The organism is Brevundimonas sp. AVps23W (genome assembly GCF_058681395.1).
On the sequence record NZ_CM178738.1, the window covers coordinates 2,988,219 to 3,002,950 of the forward strand.

A 14,732-nucleotide genomic window follows, 5' to 3' on the forward strand; every position below is an offset into this window, starting at 1 on the left:
ACATATTGCCAAATCGCCGCATTACATGTGTAGTCCTGATCGAGGCCGCATGAATATCACCGACTCCGAATTCAAGGTCATGGACGCCCTGTGGCGACGCCAGCCCCTGTCGGCTGACGAGTTGGTGGCCGAAGTGCGCAGCCAATCCGACTGGGGCGAAGCCACGGTCAAGACCCTGATCAACCGATTGCTGAAAAAGGGGGCGCTTCGATCAGAGCGCGTCGATGGTCGACATCGCTATCACGCCGCCTTGGAAAAGGAGGCCTTCGCCCTGACGGAGAGCGAAAACCTTTTGGACCGGCTGTTCGGCGGCCAGGTGGCTCCCTTGGTGGCCCAGTTTGCTGGGAAACGCCGCCTTTCCCCCCAGGACCGCGAAAGGCTGAAGGCGATCATCGCCCAGTTGGACGATGAGTGAGGCCCTGCGTCTTCTTCTGGAGCTGAATGCGGCCCTCACCTTCGCCGTATTGGTTGTGCTGACGGCGCGTATCGTCTTCCGCCGAACCTTCGGTCCTCGGGCCGCTTATGGAATCTGGAGCACCGTACCCCTGGCGCTGATCGCCGTCTGTGTGCCGCGCGTCGGCCCAGAGGCCTTCGTCAGCGACCCGCCGGGCGCCGACATGCTGGAGCGGGCGCTGGTGGGCGGCTGGGCCGTCGGCGTCATCATCGCAGCGGGACTCATGGCGGCGGCGCAGGTGCGTTTTGGAGACCTTGCGCGTCGAGGCTTGGCCGGTCCCGCCGTAACGGGGGTGATCGTGCCCCGGCTCGTCATGCCCGCCGACAGCGCGACCCGCTGGCGCCCAGAAGAAAAGACCCTGATCCTGGCCCACGAACACGCTCATCTCGAACGAGGTGATCTGCGGGTCAATTCGGTCGTCGCGTTGCTGCAGTGCTTATTCTGGTGCAACCCCCTGGCGCATGTCGCGGCGACGCGTTTCCGTTTTGACCAGGAACTCGCCTGCGACGCGACGGTCATGGCGATGCAGGTTGGACGCCGCCGCCTCTATGCCGAGGCCTTGCTAAAGGCGGATACCGGGGTAGGGGCTCCGTTCAGTTGCAGTTGGGGCGATGTTGGACGCCGGGCGCTGGAAACGCGAATGACCAGTCTGCGTCTGCCTCATCATGCGCCAAGCCCGACCGCCGTCCTGACCGCCACCGGTCTGGCCCTGGCCATTGCGGGGGCGGCCTGGGCGGTTCAGCCGGCGTCGCCGGAGCAGACGCAAGATCCAAGACCCAGGATTTTGAGCCTGCGCCTCTTGCCGCCGCAGGCTTCACCGCCGCCCGTCCGCACGGCAGAGACGACTTGACAGTATTACATTTGTAATTCGATTATCCCCCATTCGCTGAATGGAGGATAAAATGTGCCCGTCCGCCTCTCCTATCTTCGCATCCCTCTTCCGCGATGATGGACGCTTAGCGATGGTCCGCCCGGATCAGGTGCGCGCCCCCATCGGCGGCCTATCGTGAACCGGCTCCTGCTTTTGGCCGTCCTGATCCCGTTGACAGGGTGCGAGGCTCGCCCTGAACGCTGGGCTGAACGTCAGGCGGCAGCCGATCCGCCCGAACTGTGGCGGGTCGAGGCCCTGGGAAGCGCGACGTCTGGCGAAAGACCGCCGTCGGTCGAGATCTGCGCCGACACCTACCTGCGTGAAGGATTTTCAAGACCCTTAGCTGAAGTGCAGGGGCTGCCTTGTACGCCGGCGGGCGATCCAATCCAGACCAAGGACGGCCTTCTACGACGCTGCACTGTCGGAACAGCAACCCTGTTGGTGCGCACTCGCAGCGAAGGCGATGCGGACAACTTCACCGTTGAGCTGCGCGTGACGACCTTGGGCGCCGGTCCGTCGGTCACAGCCGTCCAGACCCGCCGCTACACCCGGATCGGTTCGTGTCCTCCAGGTTGGAAGGTCGGAGAAGCCACCGACCAAGCAGGCCGTCGCGCCAATCGCGTCTGGCCCGCGTCATCGCCGTGATGTGACCAAGCGTGCCGCCCAAGAAGGGGGCGAAGCGTCCCCCTTCACCCCCCGTTAACCATGATGCCCCATTTGGTTAACGCCTGTTCCTGGGGTCCGTCTTGCATAATCTCGTCGCCGCCGTCGAAGCGATCGACCCGCTGGTCGTCACCGGCAAGGTCGCGGGCGTGTCGGGTCTATTGATCGAGTCGCGCGGCGGTCTGTCGCGTCTGGCCGTCGGCGCCCGGGCCGAGATCGGGCGCCGCGGGCTGGAGCCCCTGCCGGCCGAGGTGGTGGGTTTCCGCGACGCCAAGGCCCTCTTGATGCCGTTCGGACCGGTCGAGGGCGTCGCCCCCGGCGCCGAAATCCGCATCATCGACCAGGCCGCCAGTGTACGCCCGACCACCGCCTGGTTGGGCCGGATCATCGACGCCTTCGGCAATCCCATCGACGGCAAGGGCCCCCTGCCCCAGGGTCCGGCCCTCTATCCCCTTCGCGCCCCCCCTCCCCCGGCCCATTCGCGCGGCCGGGTGGGCGAACGGCTGGACCTGGGCGTGCGGGCGATGGACGTCTTCACCACCACCTGCCGGGGCCAGCGCCTGGGCATCTTCGCCGGCTCGGGCGTGGGCAAGTCGGTGCTGCTGTCCATGCTGGCCAAACAGGCCACCTGCGACGCCGTTGTGGTCGGCCTGATCGGCGAACGGGGCCGCGAGGTGCGCGAGTTCGTGGAAGAGACCCTGGGCGAAGAGGGGTTGCGGCGCGCCGTCGTCGTGGTCGCCACCTCGGATGAGCCGGCCCTGAAACGCCGCCAGTCGGCCTATATGACCATGGCCATCGCCGAATATCTGCGCGACCAGGACCTGGAGGTCCTGTGCCTGATGGACAGCGTCACCCGCTTCGCCATGGCCCAGCGCGAGATCGGCCTGGCGGCGGGCGAACCTCCGACGACCAAGGGCTACACCCCCACCGTGTTCACTGAACTGCCCAAGCTGCTGGAACGCGCCGGACCGGGGCCGGTGCGGCCCGACGGCACCACGGCGGCCCCCATCACCGCCCTGTTCACCGTCCTGGTGGATGGCGGCGACCATGACGAGCCCATCGCCGACGCCGTGCGCGGTATTCTGGACGGCCATATCGTGATGGACCGCAAGATCGCCGAGCGCGGCCGTTTCCCCGCCATCGACGTGTTGAAATCCGTCAGCCGCACCATGCCCGCCTGCCAGACCCCGCCCGAGCGCGAACTGAACAAGCGCGCCCGCCAGTCCCTGTCGGCCTATGCGAACATGGAAGAGCTGATCAAGATCGGCGCCTATCGCACCGGGGCCGACCCCATCGTGGACCGCGCCATCGCGCTGAACCCCGCGCTGGAAGATTTTTTAAGCCAGGACAAGGACGACGCCACGCGTCTTACCGATTCCTTTACCCGGCTCGAGCAAATCCTGAACCAAGGCATGATCAGGGAGTGAATACGAAATGACCGCTTGGGCCCAATCCCTGATCCGCATCTCCAACTATGAGGTCGAGACGCTGCAAAAGCGTCTGGCCGAGATCACCGCCCGCCGCGCCACCGCCGAGATGCGTCTCGCCGTTTTGGACGCCGAGGTCGAGATCGAGCGTGAGCGCGCCCGCATGGACGCTGACGCCGGCATGATGCTGGGCGCCTATCTTAACGGCTGGAAGGCCCGCAAGGCCGCCGCCGAAGGCGATCTGACCGTCGTCGACGCCGAGGAAGCCGGCGCCCGCGACGCCCTGACCGGCGCCTTCGAAGAGCTGAAGAAGTTCGAACACGTCGCCGAAACCACCCGCCTGAACACCCTGCTCGCTATCGCCAAGCGCGAAACCGCCGCCTTCGACGAGCTGGGCCTGCGGAAACGGGCCGTTTGATCCTTTTTCCTTCTCCCCTTGCGGGAGAAGGTGGCCCGAAGGGCCGGATGAGGGGGCACACTGCCGCCTACGGGAAAACTCGAGTGACGAAGACAACCCCTCATCTGTCTCGCTTCGCTCGCCACCTTCTCCCGCAAGGGGAGAAGGCCTGGTCCCGCCGCACCATCCTCGCCTCGGCGCTCGCGCTTCCTCTGGCGACACCCTTGGCCGCCTGCGACCGCACCTCGGCTGAACCGACCCCGCCGAACGTGCCCCCGCTGAAATCCGTCGCCCCCTGCCCCTTCGGCACGGCGATCAAGGCGATACAGATCGACGACCCCGACTGGGCCGCCCTGGCCCGCGCCAATGTCTCCCAACTGACGCCAGAGTGGGAGATGAAGATGGAATATGTCCTGGCCGACGGCCTGGACCACCCCCGCTTCGACCGCACCGACCGCATCGCCGCCTTCGCCGCCGCCGAGGGCATGGCCCTGCACGGCCACACCCTGATCTGGTACGCTCAAGGCAAAGAGGTGTTCGAAGCCCTGTCCGGCGCCGCCTTCGACCGCGCCTTCGACGGCTATATCGCCGCCATGGCCGGCCGTTATCGCGGCAAGGTCCGCAGCTGGGACGTGGTCAATGAGCCCATCCTCGACGACGGCTCGGCCATGCGCGACTGCCACTGGAGCGCCCGCTACGGCCACGACGGCTATATCCTGCGCGCCTTCGAAAAGGCTCGGCTCGCCGACCCAGACGCTGTCCTGTTCCTGAACGAATACAATCAGGAATCCATCCCGGCCAAGGGCGCCCAGTTCCTGAAACTGGTCGAACGCCTGCTGAAGGCCGGCTGTCCGCTCCAGGGGCTGGGGCTTCAGTCCCACCTATGGATCGACATCCCCGAAGGCGTCATCGCCGCCTTCATGCGCGAGGCGGCCCAGTTCGGCCTACCGATCCACGTCTCCGAACTGGACTGCACCCTGCGCACCGACAACCGCCTGGACCTGCGCAGCCAGGCCGACCGCCTGACCCGCCAGACCGCCCGCGTCACGGAACTGGCCGAAGCCTTTATGGCCCTGCCCCCGGCCCAGCGCTTCGCCTTCACCGCCTGGGGCCTGCGCGACACCGACAGCTGGTATCGCCAGGGCGACAAGGACGACGGCCGCGACAAACCCCTGCCCTTCGACAGTTTCAGCCGCCCCAATCCAATGGCGGCCGCCTTGGCGGCGGCTTTCGCTGGCTAAGAAATCTCCCTCCCCTTCATGGGGAGGGACGGCGAAGCGTCAGCGGAGCCCGGGTGGGGCAGTCAGAACCTCGCTCGCGCCCTTTTGGACCCCACCCCGATCGCTGCGCGATCGCCCCTCCCCACGAGGGGGAGGGAGAAACGCAAAACGCCCGCCGTTTCCGGCGGGCGTTTCAAGTCTGGTATCAGTTTGGCGTCAGGCGGCGACGCTGTTTCCCGCCTCGGCCGGGTCGCGCAGCACATAGCCGCGGCCCCAGACGGTCTCGATATAGTGTTTGCCGTCGGCGGCGGTGGCCAGCTTCTTGCGCAGCTTGCAGATGAAGACGTCGATGATCTTCAGCTCGGGCTCGTCCATGCCGCCGTAAAGGTGGTTCAGGAACATTTCCTTGGTCAGGGTCGTGCCCTTGCGGAGCGAGAGCAGCTCCAGCATCTGGTATTCCTTGCCGGTCAGGTGAACGCGGTGACCGTTCACTTCGACCGTCTTGGCGTCCAGGTTCACGGCGATCTCGCCGGTATGGATGATCGCCTGAGCGTGACCCTTGGAGCGGCGGACCACAGCGTGGGTGCGCGCGATCAGTTCGTCCTTATGGAAGGGCTTGGTCAGATAGTCGTCGGCGCCGCCGCCGAAGGTCTTCACCTTGGTTTCGATCTCGTGGCTGCCCGACAGGATCATGACCGGCGTGTTGATCTTGCCGACGCGCAGCTGACGCAGAACCTCAAGGCCGCTCATGTCCGGCAGGTTCAGGTCCAGCAGAATGAGGTCGTAGTCATAGATCTTACCCAGATCGATGCCTTCTTCACCCAGGTCGGTCGTATAGACGTTAAAGCCTTCCGACTTAAGCATCAGCTCGATGCTTTGGGCAGTTGCGTGATCGTCTTCAATCAACAGGACGCGCATTCATGCCCCTCCAGGCAAAAGCTTTGCGGTAACCACCCAGCCACACGACCGGGTAACCTTGTTCGCAAGTTAAGACCCGAAAACCTTAAGAATGGTTAATGCCGGGCGATTGAGTCGTTCCTAAGCTGATTTGCGAATCGCCGTCGAGAGTGCGGAGTCAATGATTCGAAATTTATTAACCATGTTGACCCGCAGCCCCGCTGTCCGACCGCCAGCCCCGCCCGCTCGGCGCTCATAATCACCCGATCACAACCTCAAGTCCGCAAAGGCCGCACGTCCGCTTCTGACGTTCATTAGGACGATATTCCTATCACAGGCGCCCGCCGACCTAGGATGGGGCATCGAAGGTTTGTGACGGGAGGCATGTGATGTTGGAGGAATACAGGGCGCCGGTCGGCGACGACGATCGGCGCAAGGCGGGGCTGGCCATCCATCTGGTGGCGGTCTGGACAGGGGCCCTGCCCGAGCGGATGACGGCGCGCGGCCGGCTGGATCCGCTCAGCTCCCGCGCCCGTCGCATCGCCATGTATCTGTCCCATGTGGCCTTCGGCTGGACGCTGGAGCGGGTCGGCCATGTCTTCGGCGTCAATCGCGCCACCGCCGGAATCGCCTGCCGCTGGGCCGAGGACGAGCGCGATGCGCGAGAGGTCGACGACCTGCTCAACCAGCTGGAGGCCTGTATCTCGGGCCTCTACGCCGCGCGCGCGGAGCCCCAGCCATGAGCCGCTCCATCGAACGGGCCCGCGCCCTTCTGGACCGCTCCGGGGCCTGGCTGGCGGCCGAGAACGGCGTCTACGCCCTGCGGCTGGGCGCCGACCGGCGCAGCCGCATCAGCCTGACCCTGGCCGAGCCAGAGTTCCGCGCCCTGATCGACCGTCCCGGCCTGCGCCGTCGCCCCCAGGGCGGATGGACGGCTCGCCCCGCCGCGCCCGCCCCAGGCTCAAGCCCGCCGCCCGGCCGCCCCGGCGTCATCGACGGCGAACGCGACCTGATCGGCGCCGACGGCCGCATGATGCGCCACGCCGCCAATCTGGGCGAAAGCCCGATCGCCTGGCTGGCCCGCCGCAAGGACGCCGTAGGCCGCCCCTGGCTGACCCCGGCCCAGGTCGCCGCCGGCGAACGCTTGCGGGCCGACATCGAACAGGCCCGCTCCGGCCCCTCCCTGACCATGCGCTGGGACGCCCTGCCCCGCGCCGGGTCCGGATCGGCCGAACGGTTCGAGCCCGGCGACCGCGCCCTGAGCGCCGCGCGGCGCGTAGAGGAAGCCCTGCGCGCCGTAGGCCCGCGCCTGCGCCCGATGCTGACCCGGATCTGCGTCCACGGCGACAGTCTGAAACTGGCCGAAACCGGCCTCGGCCTGCGCCGCCGCCAGGGCAAGACCCTGCTCAAACAGGCCCTGGAGGCCCTGGCCGAGCACTACGGGATCGGGTGGACATCATGAAAGGCGCCCGATTTTCCACCCGACATGCATCCGATCCCCTTGTTGAGCGCCTCTTGCCGGCAAAGGGGAAGTTTCAACATGACCGCCAACCGCCCGGCCTCGACCGCCCACCCGAACCGGCGAGGCCTGCTTCTCGGCGGCGCCCTTTGCACCTCGGCCCTCTACGCCGGTCGGGCCCTGGCCGGCCCGGCGGGCGCGCGGCAGGGCGTCGCCGACGACATCGACCGTTTCGTGCGCAGGGCGATGCGGCGGCTCCAGACCGCGCCGGGCCTGGCGCTGGCCGTCGTCGATGATAGCGGCGTGGTGATCGTCGGGGGCTACGGCGTCACGGACATCCGCACCGGCGGACGGGCCGACGCCGACACGGCCTTCTACATCGCCTCCGCCACAAAATCCTTCACCGCCCTGGGCGTCGCGGCGATGGCGGCGCGCGGCGAGGTTCCGCTGGAGGCCCCGCTGGCGGACTGGATCGGCGACACGCCCCTGCCGTCCGACATCGCCGCGACCGTGACCCTGACCGACCTGCTCAGCCACCGTTCGGGGGTGGACAACGACCCCATCGCCTTCCGCGCCGCCTATTCCGGCGACCACTCCCCGGCGGTGATGCAGGCCCTGCTGGCGCGCACGGTGGCGCGGCCCGACGCGCCGCACGGCGTATTCCGCTATTCGAACTCGGGCTACAACCTGGCCACCACCCTGCTGGAGCGTCGTTTCGGCCTGGACTGGCGCCTGCTGGTCCGCGACGAGTTGCTGATCCCCGCCGGCATGATGCGAACCACGCCCTGGATCTCGGACGCCCGCCGCCGTGGCGTCACTGCGGTCGGCCATTTCGCGGATCGCCCCGGCCCGCCGGTCGTCAGCCGCCTGCAGAAGCAGGACGAAACCATGCAGTCGGCGGGCGGCCTGATGTCCACCGCCAACGACATGGCCCGATGGTTGGCGCTTCAGGTCGACGGCGCGGACTTCGCCCCAGGCCTCGTCGCCTCGACCCACCGGCCACTGGTCGCCCAGGACACGAAATTCGGCCCCTATCGTCGTGACGGCTATGGGCTGGGCTGGCAGACGGGCTGGTACGGCGACGACCGGTTGATCCACCATTTCGGCAATTTCTCGGGCTCGCGCGCCCACGTCTCCTTCATGCCCGAGCGCCGCGTCGGCGTGGCGGTCATGGTCAACGAGGATCTTTTCGGCGGCGAGATCGCAGACGTGATCGCCAACTACGCCTATGACCGGCTCAAGAACCGACCGGACCTGGCGCCCACCTATGAGGCGGAACTGGACACGCTCGTGGCGCGACGCGACGGTCGCCGCCAGGCCGTGGCGCGGGCCAGGGCGGAACGCGCCGCCCGCCCCTGGTCCGTGTCACGCGCGCCTCAGACCTATGTCGGAACCTATGAGAGCGAGGCCCTGGGGGTCATGCAGATCGGCTTAGACGGCGACCAGCTAACCGCCGCCATCGGCGTCCTGTCTTCGGCGGCCGAGCCTTCGGGGGACCCCGACGGACTTCGGGTCGAACTCGTGCCCTTCCAGGGCCAGACGATCCAGGTCGACACCCCCGACCAGCTGACATTCAACGACGAGACGTTCAAACGCGTGTCGGGCTAGACGGTCGCGGTTAGCCTGTCAGCCGCCGGTCGCCCCATTCGCCATCTGGGCCGCCTCACGGATGCGCCCCACCATGCTGTTCAGGCCGTTGGCGCGCTGGCGGGTCAGGGCCGAGGGCAGGCCCAGTCGGTCCAGGGCGGCCTTGGCGTCGAAGGCCAGGATCTCGGCCGGGGCGCGGCCGGAATAGAGTTTCAGCAGCAGGGCGATATTGCCCTTCGACAGGGCGCTGTCGCTGTCGGCGGCGAACCACAGGCGGTCGTCAGCGGACGCGGTCGCCAGCCAGACCTGGGCCGCACAGCCCGGCACCTTGTTGGCCTCGACCCGGTCGGCATCGTCCAGGGGGGCCAGTCCCTTGCCCAGTTCGATCACATATTCGATCCGCTGTTCCCAGTCGCCGAGCAGGTCAAAATCCTCGGCCAGCTCCGCCAGCGTCTGGTCCAGGCTTTCGGTCGGGGGGGCGCGATCAGTCATGCCCGCCAGATAGGCCGCGCCGCCGTTAACGACAACCGGCCCTTTTGTCCCCTGATATTCATGGTGAACGCCGGTCAGTATCTCGCCTGAAACGGGAGCGGTCTCGCGCGGACTCGTCCCAGGGGCTAGGGTTTACGTGAGAAACAATGGCTTCACACGCTTGAACGTCCACACCCAACAACCCCGGCAGAGCCTGCCCGCGATGGACGCCCCGCGCCCGTCGACGGCGCCGCCGTCGATGGTTGCGCCGTCGCTGCTGGCCTTATGGCACGCCTGCTGGGCGGTGGCGGTCTGCGTCACGGCCATCGTGGGCGAAAGCCTCGGCGGCCTGCGGGGCGAGGTTCTCGCCGCCCTGCTGATCATGGCCCTGCCCGGCGTGGCCGGGGTGACCCTGATGTTGCGGGATTCCCTCGGCCTGCGCTTCACCCTGATGGCGGCCTGGCTGCTGGCCTCGGTGGCGGCGGCGGGTCTGACCGGCGGCGCCACCGGGGCGGTTCCTGGCCTGCTGATCATGCCCCTGGCGGCGGGGATCGCATTGGAACACCCCGGTATCGGCCCTGGTATCGGCCCTGGCCTCCACGAAGGCCGACTGACGAAGATCGGCGTCGCCGCTCTGAGCCTGCCTCTGGCGTCGGGCCTGATCTCGGCCCTGCTGAACGGCGCCGTCCCCCAGCCGCCGGTTCTGGCGGCCCTGTCCGTTCTGCTGACCCTGACCGCGACCGCCGCCGCTATCCGCCTGACCTGGGGCCGGCGCCAACTTCAGCTGACTGCGGCTGAGGCGAACAGCGACCGCATCGAGGCGGTGTTGAACGCCCAGCCGGGCCTGACCCTGCTGCTCGATCCCGCCGGCCGCGCCGTCGCCGCCTGGGGGACCGCGCCCCCGTCCCTGTCGGTCCAGGCCCTGTTCGACCAGGGCCTGATCGCCTCCGTCCACGCGCCCGACCGCCCCGCCGTCGGCGCCGCCCTGCAACGCGCCCTGGCCGGCCAGCCCGCCGAAATCCTGTTCAGCCCCCGCGTCGCCCTGGACCGTCGCGTGGTCATGATCCTGCGTCGCTTCGACCATGAAGAAGACCAGCCCAGCCTGATCGCCCAGGCCTTCGACGGCACGGCCCAGTTCGCCCGCGAGCTGGGGCTGGAGAGCGCCCGGGTCGAGGCCGAGGCCCAGAGCGCGGGCAAGACCCGTTTCCTGGCTAATATGAGCCACGAACTGCGCACACCGCTGAACGCCGTGATCGGCTTCGCCGACATCATGCGCCAACGCCTGTTCGGCCCTCTGCCCGACCGCTACGCCGGCTACGCTGACTCGATCCACCAGGCCGGCGGTCATCTGCTCGACCTGATCAACGACGTGCTGGACCTGTCGAAGATCGAGGCCGAACGCTACGAACTGTCCCTGGAAAGCCTGGACGCGCGCGACCCCGTCTCGGCCGCCGTCGCCCTGGTCCGCGTCCAGGCCGACGAAAAGGGCGTCGACCTGGCCCCGGTTCTGCCCTCCACGCCGCTGACGGTTCAGGCCGACGCCCGCGCCCTGACGCAGATGGCGCTGAACCTGTTGTCGAACGCGCTGAAATTCACCCCTTCGGGCGGCTCCGTCACCCTGACCCTGGACGGGGTCGGGCCGTATCTGGAGCTGGTGGTGTCGGACACCGGCGTCGGCATCGCCCCGGAAGACCTGCAACGCATCGGCCGCCCCTTCGAACAGGCCGGCGACGCCGACCAGAAGGCGCGCGGCACGGGCCTGGGCCTGTCGCTGGTCCGCTCCCTCACCGAACTGCACGGCGGCCGCATGACCATCGACAGCACCCTGGGCGAAGGCACCGCCGTCATGATCCGCCTGCCGGTGATCCCGGTGGTTCCGGCCATCGACGAAGCTCACATCTGAGTTTTCAAAGGAGCAGCTTAATAGAGGTGGAAACTCGACATTGAGCAGCGGTAAGACGTTCGGATGGAAGAAGCAGCTCAATCAAAGAGGTCGGTTCGGGCGCGCGCCGATGCGATCAAACCGTTTCGATGCAAGAACCTCATCGCTGTGATCGAAAATCCGACCGACGTGAAAAACATCGGCACCGTGATCCGAAACGTAAACGCCTTAGGCGTTGAGAAGGTCTATGTGGTCGATAGTCGAGGTTCCTTGCCAGATGATTGGCAGGAGTTGCGCGACGCCAAAGCTGTGTCAAAGACCTCAGTCTCGGCGGTAAAATGGACGTTTGTGAAACGGTTCGACAGCACTGACGCCTGTTTCGATTATCTTGAATCCAAGAAATTCAAGTCGATCGTCACCTCACCGCACGTCAAAGGAAAGACGTCGATATTTCTGAACGAGGGTGACTACACGGCTCACCACAAGCTCGCTGTTTGGTTTGGAAGCGAGGCAGTAGGAATCAGCGACCGAGCCGTCGAACGGAGTGAAATGTGCGTCAGCATTCCGATGTTCGGCATGATCGAAAGCCTCAACCTCGGCACCAGTTCAGGGATTGTCCTTTACGAGGTCGCCAAGCAGAGACGCGAATATCAAAGCAAATATAGGTGGCGCGATCAGAGGGGAGAGCGCCCCATCCCTTTGCCGACAGTCATGCTTCCGAGCGACTAGAGACGTAGCCGTCGTTGATCATCTGAACGGACTGCCGGCCCTAAACCCGCCCCATCGACAAAAACGCGCGGCCGGCGGCGAAGTCGCCGGTCTCGAAGGTCGAGCGGGCCACGCTGCCGTCGCGGAACAGGAATTCGACCACGAAGACCTCGCGCGGATCCAGGGCCGAGACGGCGTCGGCCGCTACAGCCGGGAACAGCCACATCTGGCCCGTCTTGCGTCCCTCGACCAGCAGGCCGGGATCGGCGACCTCCACCCCCGCCGCCCAGATCGAGCGGCGCTGCGAAACCGGCGGCAGTTCGCGCGCCAGCCAGGGCCGGGTCGCCACCGTGGCGTCACGCAGGACGATCCGCACGCCGGTCGGACGCGACCGCCCGTGCCAGGACACCACGGCGGCCATCTGATCCGGCCGGTTCATTCCCCCGATCACCCCGAACCGCACCGGAGAGACGCCGGTGCGGCTCCCCTGCATCAGCCGCCAGGTCGGCCGGGAATAGGCCGCTCGATCGGCGCTCCAGCCCGCCCGTTCGCCAGGGAAGTCCATCCGCGTCATCCGCGACCAACTGGCGAAGGCGTCCCGCACCCGATCGCTGACCGTCTTCAAGTCGGCGGAATCGCACTGCGTCGTCGCCGCCCGCGCCCGGGCCCGCGCCGCCGTCTCGGCCAGGTCGCGGTCATTGCCCCCCGCCCTCAGGGCTGCGCCGCGCGCCTGCCAGGCGGCGGCGGTCAGGGCGGCGGTCAGCTGGGGCTGAAACAGGCCGCAACGCGCATTGGCGGCCAGAATAAAGCTGCGCTCGTAATAGCGGTCCACCGGCGCCGCGCCCGCCAGACTCGGCGCCGCGACCAAGGCGGCGGCGATCAGGGCTTGGGTTCGCCGGGGGGAAGGGCCTATCCTCATCCCCCGACCCTGGCACGTCCCGCCTTTGGGTCTGGTTTCCGTACAGGGTTAGCGAATTGCTTCTATCCAGCGACCTTTGGGTCAGCGCCCTGATCCGCCGCGCCGAGATCGAGGGCGCCTATGCGACCGTGGTCAAGAAGGGCGACGACCGCGCCGGCTCGGTGATCGTCAAGGCCTATGACACCTCGACCCGCACGGCCAAACTCTACACCGAGGCCTTCGGTCAGGACGGCGAACGCCTGTGGATCCAGCCGGTGACCAGCGACAGCGAATCCGAACTGGACGCCTACATCGCCCGCCAACGCGGCTACGACCCCGACCTCTGGGTCGTCGAAATCGAAGACCGCCAGGGCCGGCATTTCATCACCGAGAAGGTGCAGGAGTAGACCCTCTCCCTCCCCTTCATGGGGAGGGACGGCGAAGCGAAGCGCAGCCCGGATGGGGCCGTCAGGACATCTCGCTCGCGCCCCTTCGGGCCCCACCCTGATGGCTGCGCGATCGTCCCTCCCCATGAAGGGGAGGGAGAATTACCGTCCCACCGTGATCTCCAGCGGCCGCGACATGAACAGCTGCTCCCCGCCCAGGTCCAGCGCCAGCCGCCGGCCCTCGAACGCCCCCATGCCGATCAGCGCCTTGGGAAAGCCCGGCACAGGCACGTCGTCATAGATGGCGACCTCAGCATTGCGGTACAGCTCGTCGCCGAACGTCAGCGCACGGACCGTCACCGTCTCGGCCCGCACCACGCCGCCCAGCACGATGCTCCGCCCCGGCGTTCGTTCGCGCCCGTCCAGCAGGCCCGCGGCCTGGGCCGTCTCGCGCGTCACGGCCAGCACGGCCGAGGCGCCGGTGTCGATCACCGCCTCCACCGTCGCCCCCTCGACCGTGATCCCCGCCTGCAACGCCTTGCCCGCCCGCGTCACCGCCACCGAAGCCATATCCGGCGTCGGCGCCCAGGCCTCGGCCGCCACGAACCGCATCCGCCGTCGCCCGGTGTCCAGCTCCAGCACCAGCTCGCGCAGCACGTCCTGCCCGAGGATCAGCGGCGCCTCCAGACCCTGCTCCCCGGCCAGCGGCCCCAATTCCAGGATCGCCGCCCGCAACCCGTCCAGCCTCAGCCCCCCGACCGCCACGTCCAGCGCCGTCCCCCGCCCCATCTGCGGCTCGCCCCCGACGCCGTAAGCCACCATCGGAATATTGAAGATGTCGGTCAGGCCCAGGGTCTCGACCAGCGACCGGTCGATTACCGAATACTGCGCCCCGGAATCGACCAGGGCCCGCAGCGGGCTTCCATTGACCGTCACCGCCACCGTCGGGGTCGGCGCCCGCCGCTCGGCATAGTCCAGCCAGCCGGACGACCCCTCCACCGCAAACCCCACGGCCGGTCCCTTCCACAGCACATTGTCGCGCAGCCACCAGGCCCCGCCCACAGCCCCGGCGACCAGGCCCAGCCGGATCAGAAGATCGCGTCGTCTCATCCCCCAGACATGGACCGTCCGGTGCCCAGACGCCAGCGGGAGCGATGGTCGCAGGGGGCCATGTCCGTCGCTCTCTCCGCTTCCCCTTCCCTAAACGGGTTCCCGTTTCCCTATAAGTTTCGTCACCCTCGGCCTTGTGCCGAGGCCCCATACGCCCGGTGTGTCCGCAAAATGCGCCGCTCCCTGACACCGGGCGTATGGATCCCCAGGGACAAGCCCTGGGATGACGGACTCGGGCGGGGCTGGGCAACAGACCCGGCATGAATTTGTCGCACAAACCCACCGTCGCCCCTCACCCGACA

The 14,732-nt window shown here is 67.4% G+C and carries 16 protein-coding genes; 12 read left to right on the forward strand and 4 right to left on the reverse strand.

Features of this window, described 5'->3' with window-relative positions:
• Positions 1–49: 49 nt before the first annotated feature.
• The 6 genes from ACW177_RS14505 (at position 50) to ACW177_RS14530 (ending at position 5,053) form a co-directional block, all read left to right on the forward strand.
• Positions 50–415 (forward strand): BlaI/MecI/CopY family transcriptional regulator, encoded by a 366-nt coding sequence (locus tag ACW177_RS14505; RefSeq protein WP_492026385.1) that lies wholly within the window; start codon positions 50–52, stop codon positions 413–415.
• A complete protein-coding gene (locus ACW177_RS14510) occupies positions 408–1,304 on the forward strand; it encodes a M56 family metallopeptidase (protein ID WP_492026386.1) in 897 nt (298 codons plus the stop codon). Before ACW177_RS14505 ends, ACW177_RS14510 begins: the two co-directional genes overlap by 8 nt.
• Before the next feature lie 156 nt (positions 1,305–1,460).
• Positions 1,461–1,970 (forward strand): hypothetical protein, encoded by a 510-nt coding sequence (locus ACW177_RS14515; protein ID WP_492026387.1) that lies wholly within the window; start codon positions 1,461–1,463, stop codon positions 1,968–1,970.
• 101 nt (positions 1,971–2,071) lie between these two features.
• Positions 2,072–3,415: a flagellar protein export ATPase FliI gene (fliI, locus tag ACW177_RS14520; RefSeq protein WP_492026388.1), complete on the forward strand. Its 1,344-nt coding sequence runs from the start codon at positions 2,072–2,074 to the stop codon at positions 3,413–3,415.
• Between the two features lie 7 nt (positions 3,416–3,422).
• Positions 3,423–3,833: a flagellar export protein FliJ gene (locus ACW177_RS14525; protein ID WP_271163714.1), complete on the forward strand. Its 411-nt coding sequence runs from the start codon at positions 3,423–3,425 to the stop codon at positions 3,831–3,833.
• An 83-nt stretch (positions 3,834–3,916) separates the two neighbouring features.
• Positions 3,917–5,053, forward strand: a complete 1,137-nt coding sequence (locus tag ACW177_RS14530; protein WP_492026389.1) for an endo-1,4-beta-xylanase — start codon at positions 3,917–3,919, stop codon at positions 5,051–5,053.
• Positions 5,054–5,248: 195 nt separating this feature from the next.
• On the opposite strand, the gene ctrA is transcribed toward ACW177_RS14530, so the two are convergent.
• The gene (gene ctrA, locus ACW177_RS14535) at positions 5,249–5,950 is read right to left on the reverse strand and encodes a response regulator transcription factor CtrA (protein WP_166622771.1); all 702 of its coding nucleotides are present in this window, start codon (positions 5,948–5,950) and stop codon (positions 5,249–5,251) included.
• Positions 5,951–6,318: 368 nt separating this feature from the next.
• Between ctrA and ACW177_RS14540 the strand changes: the two genes are divergently transcribed.
• The 3 genes from ACW177_RS14540 to ACW177_RS14550 all read left to right on the forward strand — a co-directional run bounded on the left by ACW177_RS14540 (position 6,319) and on the right by ACW177_RS14550 (position 8,996).
• Positions 6,319–6,672, forward strand: coding sequence for a chromosomal replication initiator DnaA (locus ACW177_RS14540; RefSeq protein WP_492026390.1), 354 nt, complete (start codon positions 6,319–6,321; stop codon positions 6,670–6,672).
• Complete coding sequence (locus ACW177_RS14545) at positions 6,669–7,391, forward strand: DUF6456 domain-containing protein (RefSeq protein WP_492026391.1); 723 nt, start codon at positions 6,669–6,671, stop codon at positions 7,389–7,391. The genes ACW177_RS14540 and ACW177_RS14545 overlap by 4 nt, the downstream gene beginning before the upstream one ends.
• Positions 7,392–7,469: 78 nt before the next feature.
• Positions 7,470–8,996, forward strand: a complete 1,527-nt coding sequence (locus ACW177_RS14550) for a serine hydrolase domain-containing protein (protein ID WP_492026392.1) — start codon at positions 7,470–7,472, stop codon at positions 8,994–8,996.
• Positions 8,997–9,014: 18 nt separating this feature from the next.
• Here the strand turns inward: ACW177_RS14550 and ACW177_RS14555 are convergent, their stop codons facing one another.
• Positions 9,015–9,467, reverse strand: a complete 453-nt coding sequence (locus tag ACW177_RS14555; protein ID WP_492026393.1) for a SufE family protein — start codon at positions 9,465–9,467, stop codon at positions 9,015–9,017.
• A gap of 238 nt (positions 9,468–9,705) precedes the next feature.
• Between ACW177_RS14555 and ACW177_RS14560 the strand changes: the two genes are divergently transcribed.
• Together ACW177_RS14560 and ACW177_RS14565 are read left to right on the forward strand one after the other, a co-directional pair.
• Entirely contained in the window at positions 9,706–11,349 is a 1,644-nt protein-coding gene (locus ACW177_RS14560; RefSeq protein ID WP_492028126.1) for a sensor histidine kinase, read from the forward strand.
• Positions 11,350–11,412: 63 nt separating this feature from the next.
• Positions 11,413–12,057: a TrmH family RNA methyltransferase gene (locus tag ACW177_RS14565; RefSeq protein WP_492026394.1), complete on the forward strand. Its 645-nt coding sequence runs from the start codon at positions 11,413–11,415 to the stop codon at positions 12,055–12,057.
• Between the two features lie 40 nt (positions 12,058–12,097).
• Here ACW177_RS14565 and ACW177_RS14570 read toward each other — a convergent pair whose 3' ends face one another.
• The gene (locus ACW177_RS14570; RefSeq protein WP_492026395.1) at positions 12,098–12,955 is read right to left on the reverse strand and encodes a hypothetical protein; all 858 of its coding nucleotides are present in this window, start codon (positions 12,953–12,955) and stop codon (positions 12,098–12,100) included.
• Positions 12,956–13,011: 56 nt separating this feature from the next.
• Here ACW177_RS14570 and ACW177_RS14575 point away from each other — a divergent pair, with 56 nt between their 5' ends.
• Entirely contained in the window at positions 13,012–13,341 is a 330-nt protein-coding gene (locus tag ACW177_RS14575; protein WP_492026396.1) for a DUF1491 family protein, read from the forward strand.
• 141 nt (positions 13,342–13,482) lie between these two features.
• Here the strand turns inward: ACW177_RS14575 and ACW177_RS14580 are convergent, their stop codons facing one another.
• Positions 13,483–14,430, reverse strand: a complete 948-nt coding sequence (locus tag ACW177_RS14580) for an aspartyl protease family protein (protein ID WP_492026397.1) — start codon at positions 14,428–14,430, stop codon at positions 13,483–13,485.
• Positions 14,431–14,732 lie beyond the last annotated feature (302 nt).

Excerpts from the sequence above, each read along its gene's own strand:
- ACW177_RS14505 (WP_492026385.1), top strand. The coding sequence starts at position 50 with ATGAATATCACCGACTCCGAATTCAAGGTCATGGACGCCCTGTGGCGA.
- ACW177_RS14510 (WP_492026386.1), top strand. The coding sequence starts at position 408 with ATGAGTGAGGCCCTGCGTCTTCTTCTGGAGCTGAATGCGGCCCTCACC.
- ACW177_RS14525 (WP_271163714.1), top strand. The coding sequence starts at position 3,423 with ATGACCGCTTGGGCCCAATCCCTGATCCGCATCTCCAACTATGAGGTC.
- ctrA (WP_166622771.1), bottom strand. The coding sequence starts at position 5,950 with ATGCGCGTCCTGTTGATTGAAGACGATCACGCAACTGCCCAAAGCATC.
- ACW177_RS14540 (WP_492026390.1), top strand. The coding sequence starts at position 6,319 with ATGTTGGAGGAATACAGGGCGCCGGTCGGCGACGACGATCGGCGCAAG.
- ACW177_RS14545 (WP_492026391.1), top strand. The coding sequence starts at position 6,669 with ATGAGCCGCTCCATCGAACGGGCCCGCGCCCTTCTGGACCGCTCCGGG.
- ACW177_RS14550 (WP_492026392.1), top strand. The coding sequence starts at position 7,470 with ATGACCGCCAACCGCCCGGCCTCGACCGCCCACCCGAACCGGCGAGGC.
- ACW177_RS14555 (WP_492026393.1), bottom strand. The coding sequence starts at position 9,467 with ATGACTGATCGCGCCCCCCCGACCGAAAGCCTGGACCAGACGCTGGCG.
- ACW177_RS14560 (WP_492028126.1), top strand. The coding sequence starts at position 9,706 with ATGGTTGCGCCGTCGCTGCTGGCCTTATGGCACGCCTGCTGGGCGGTG.
- ACW177_RS14565 (WP_492026394.1), top strand. The coding sequence starts at position 11,413 with ATGGAAGAAGCAGCTCAATCAAAGAGGTCGGTTCGGGCGCGCGCCGAT.
- ACW177_RS14570 (WP_492026395.1), bottom strand. The coding sequence starts at position 12,955 with ATGAGGATAGGCCCTTCCCCCCGGCGAACCCAAGCCCTGATCGCCGCC.
- ACW177_RS14580 (WP_492026397.1), bottom strand. The coding sequence starts at position 14,430 with ATGAGACGACGCGATCTTCTGATCCGGCTGGGCCTGGTCGCCGGGGCT.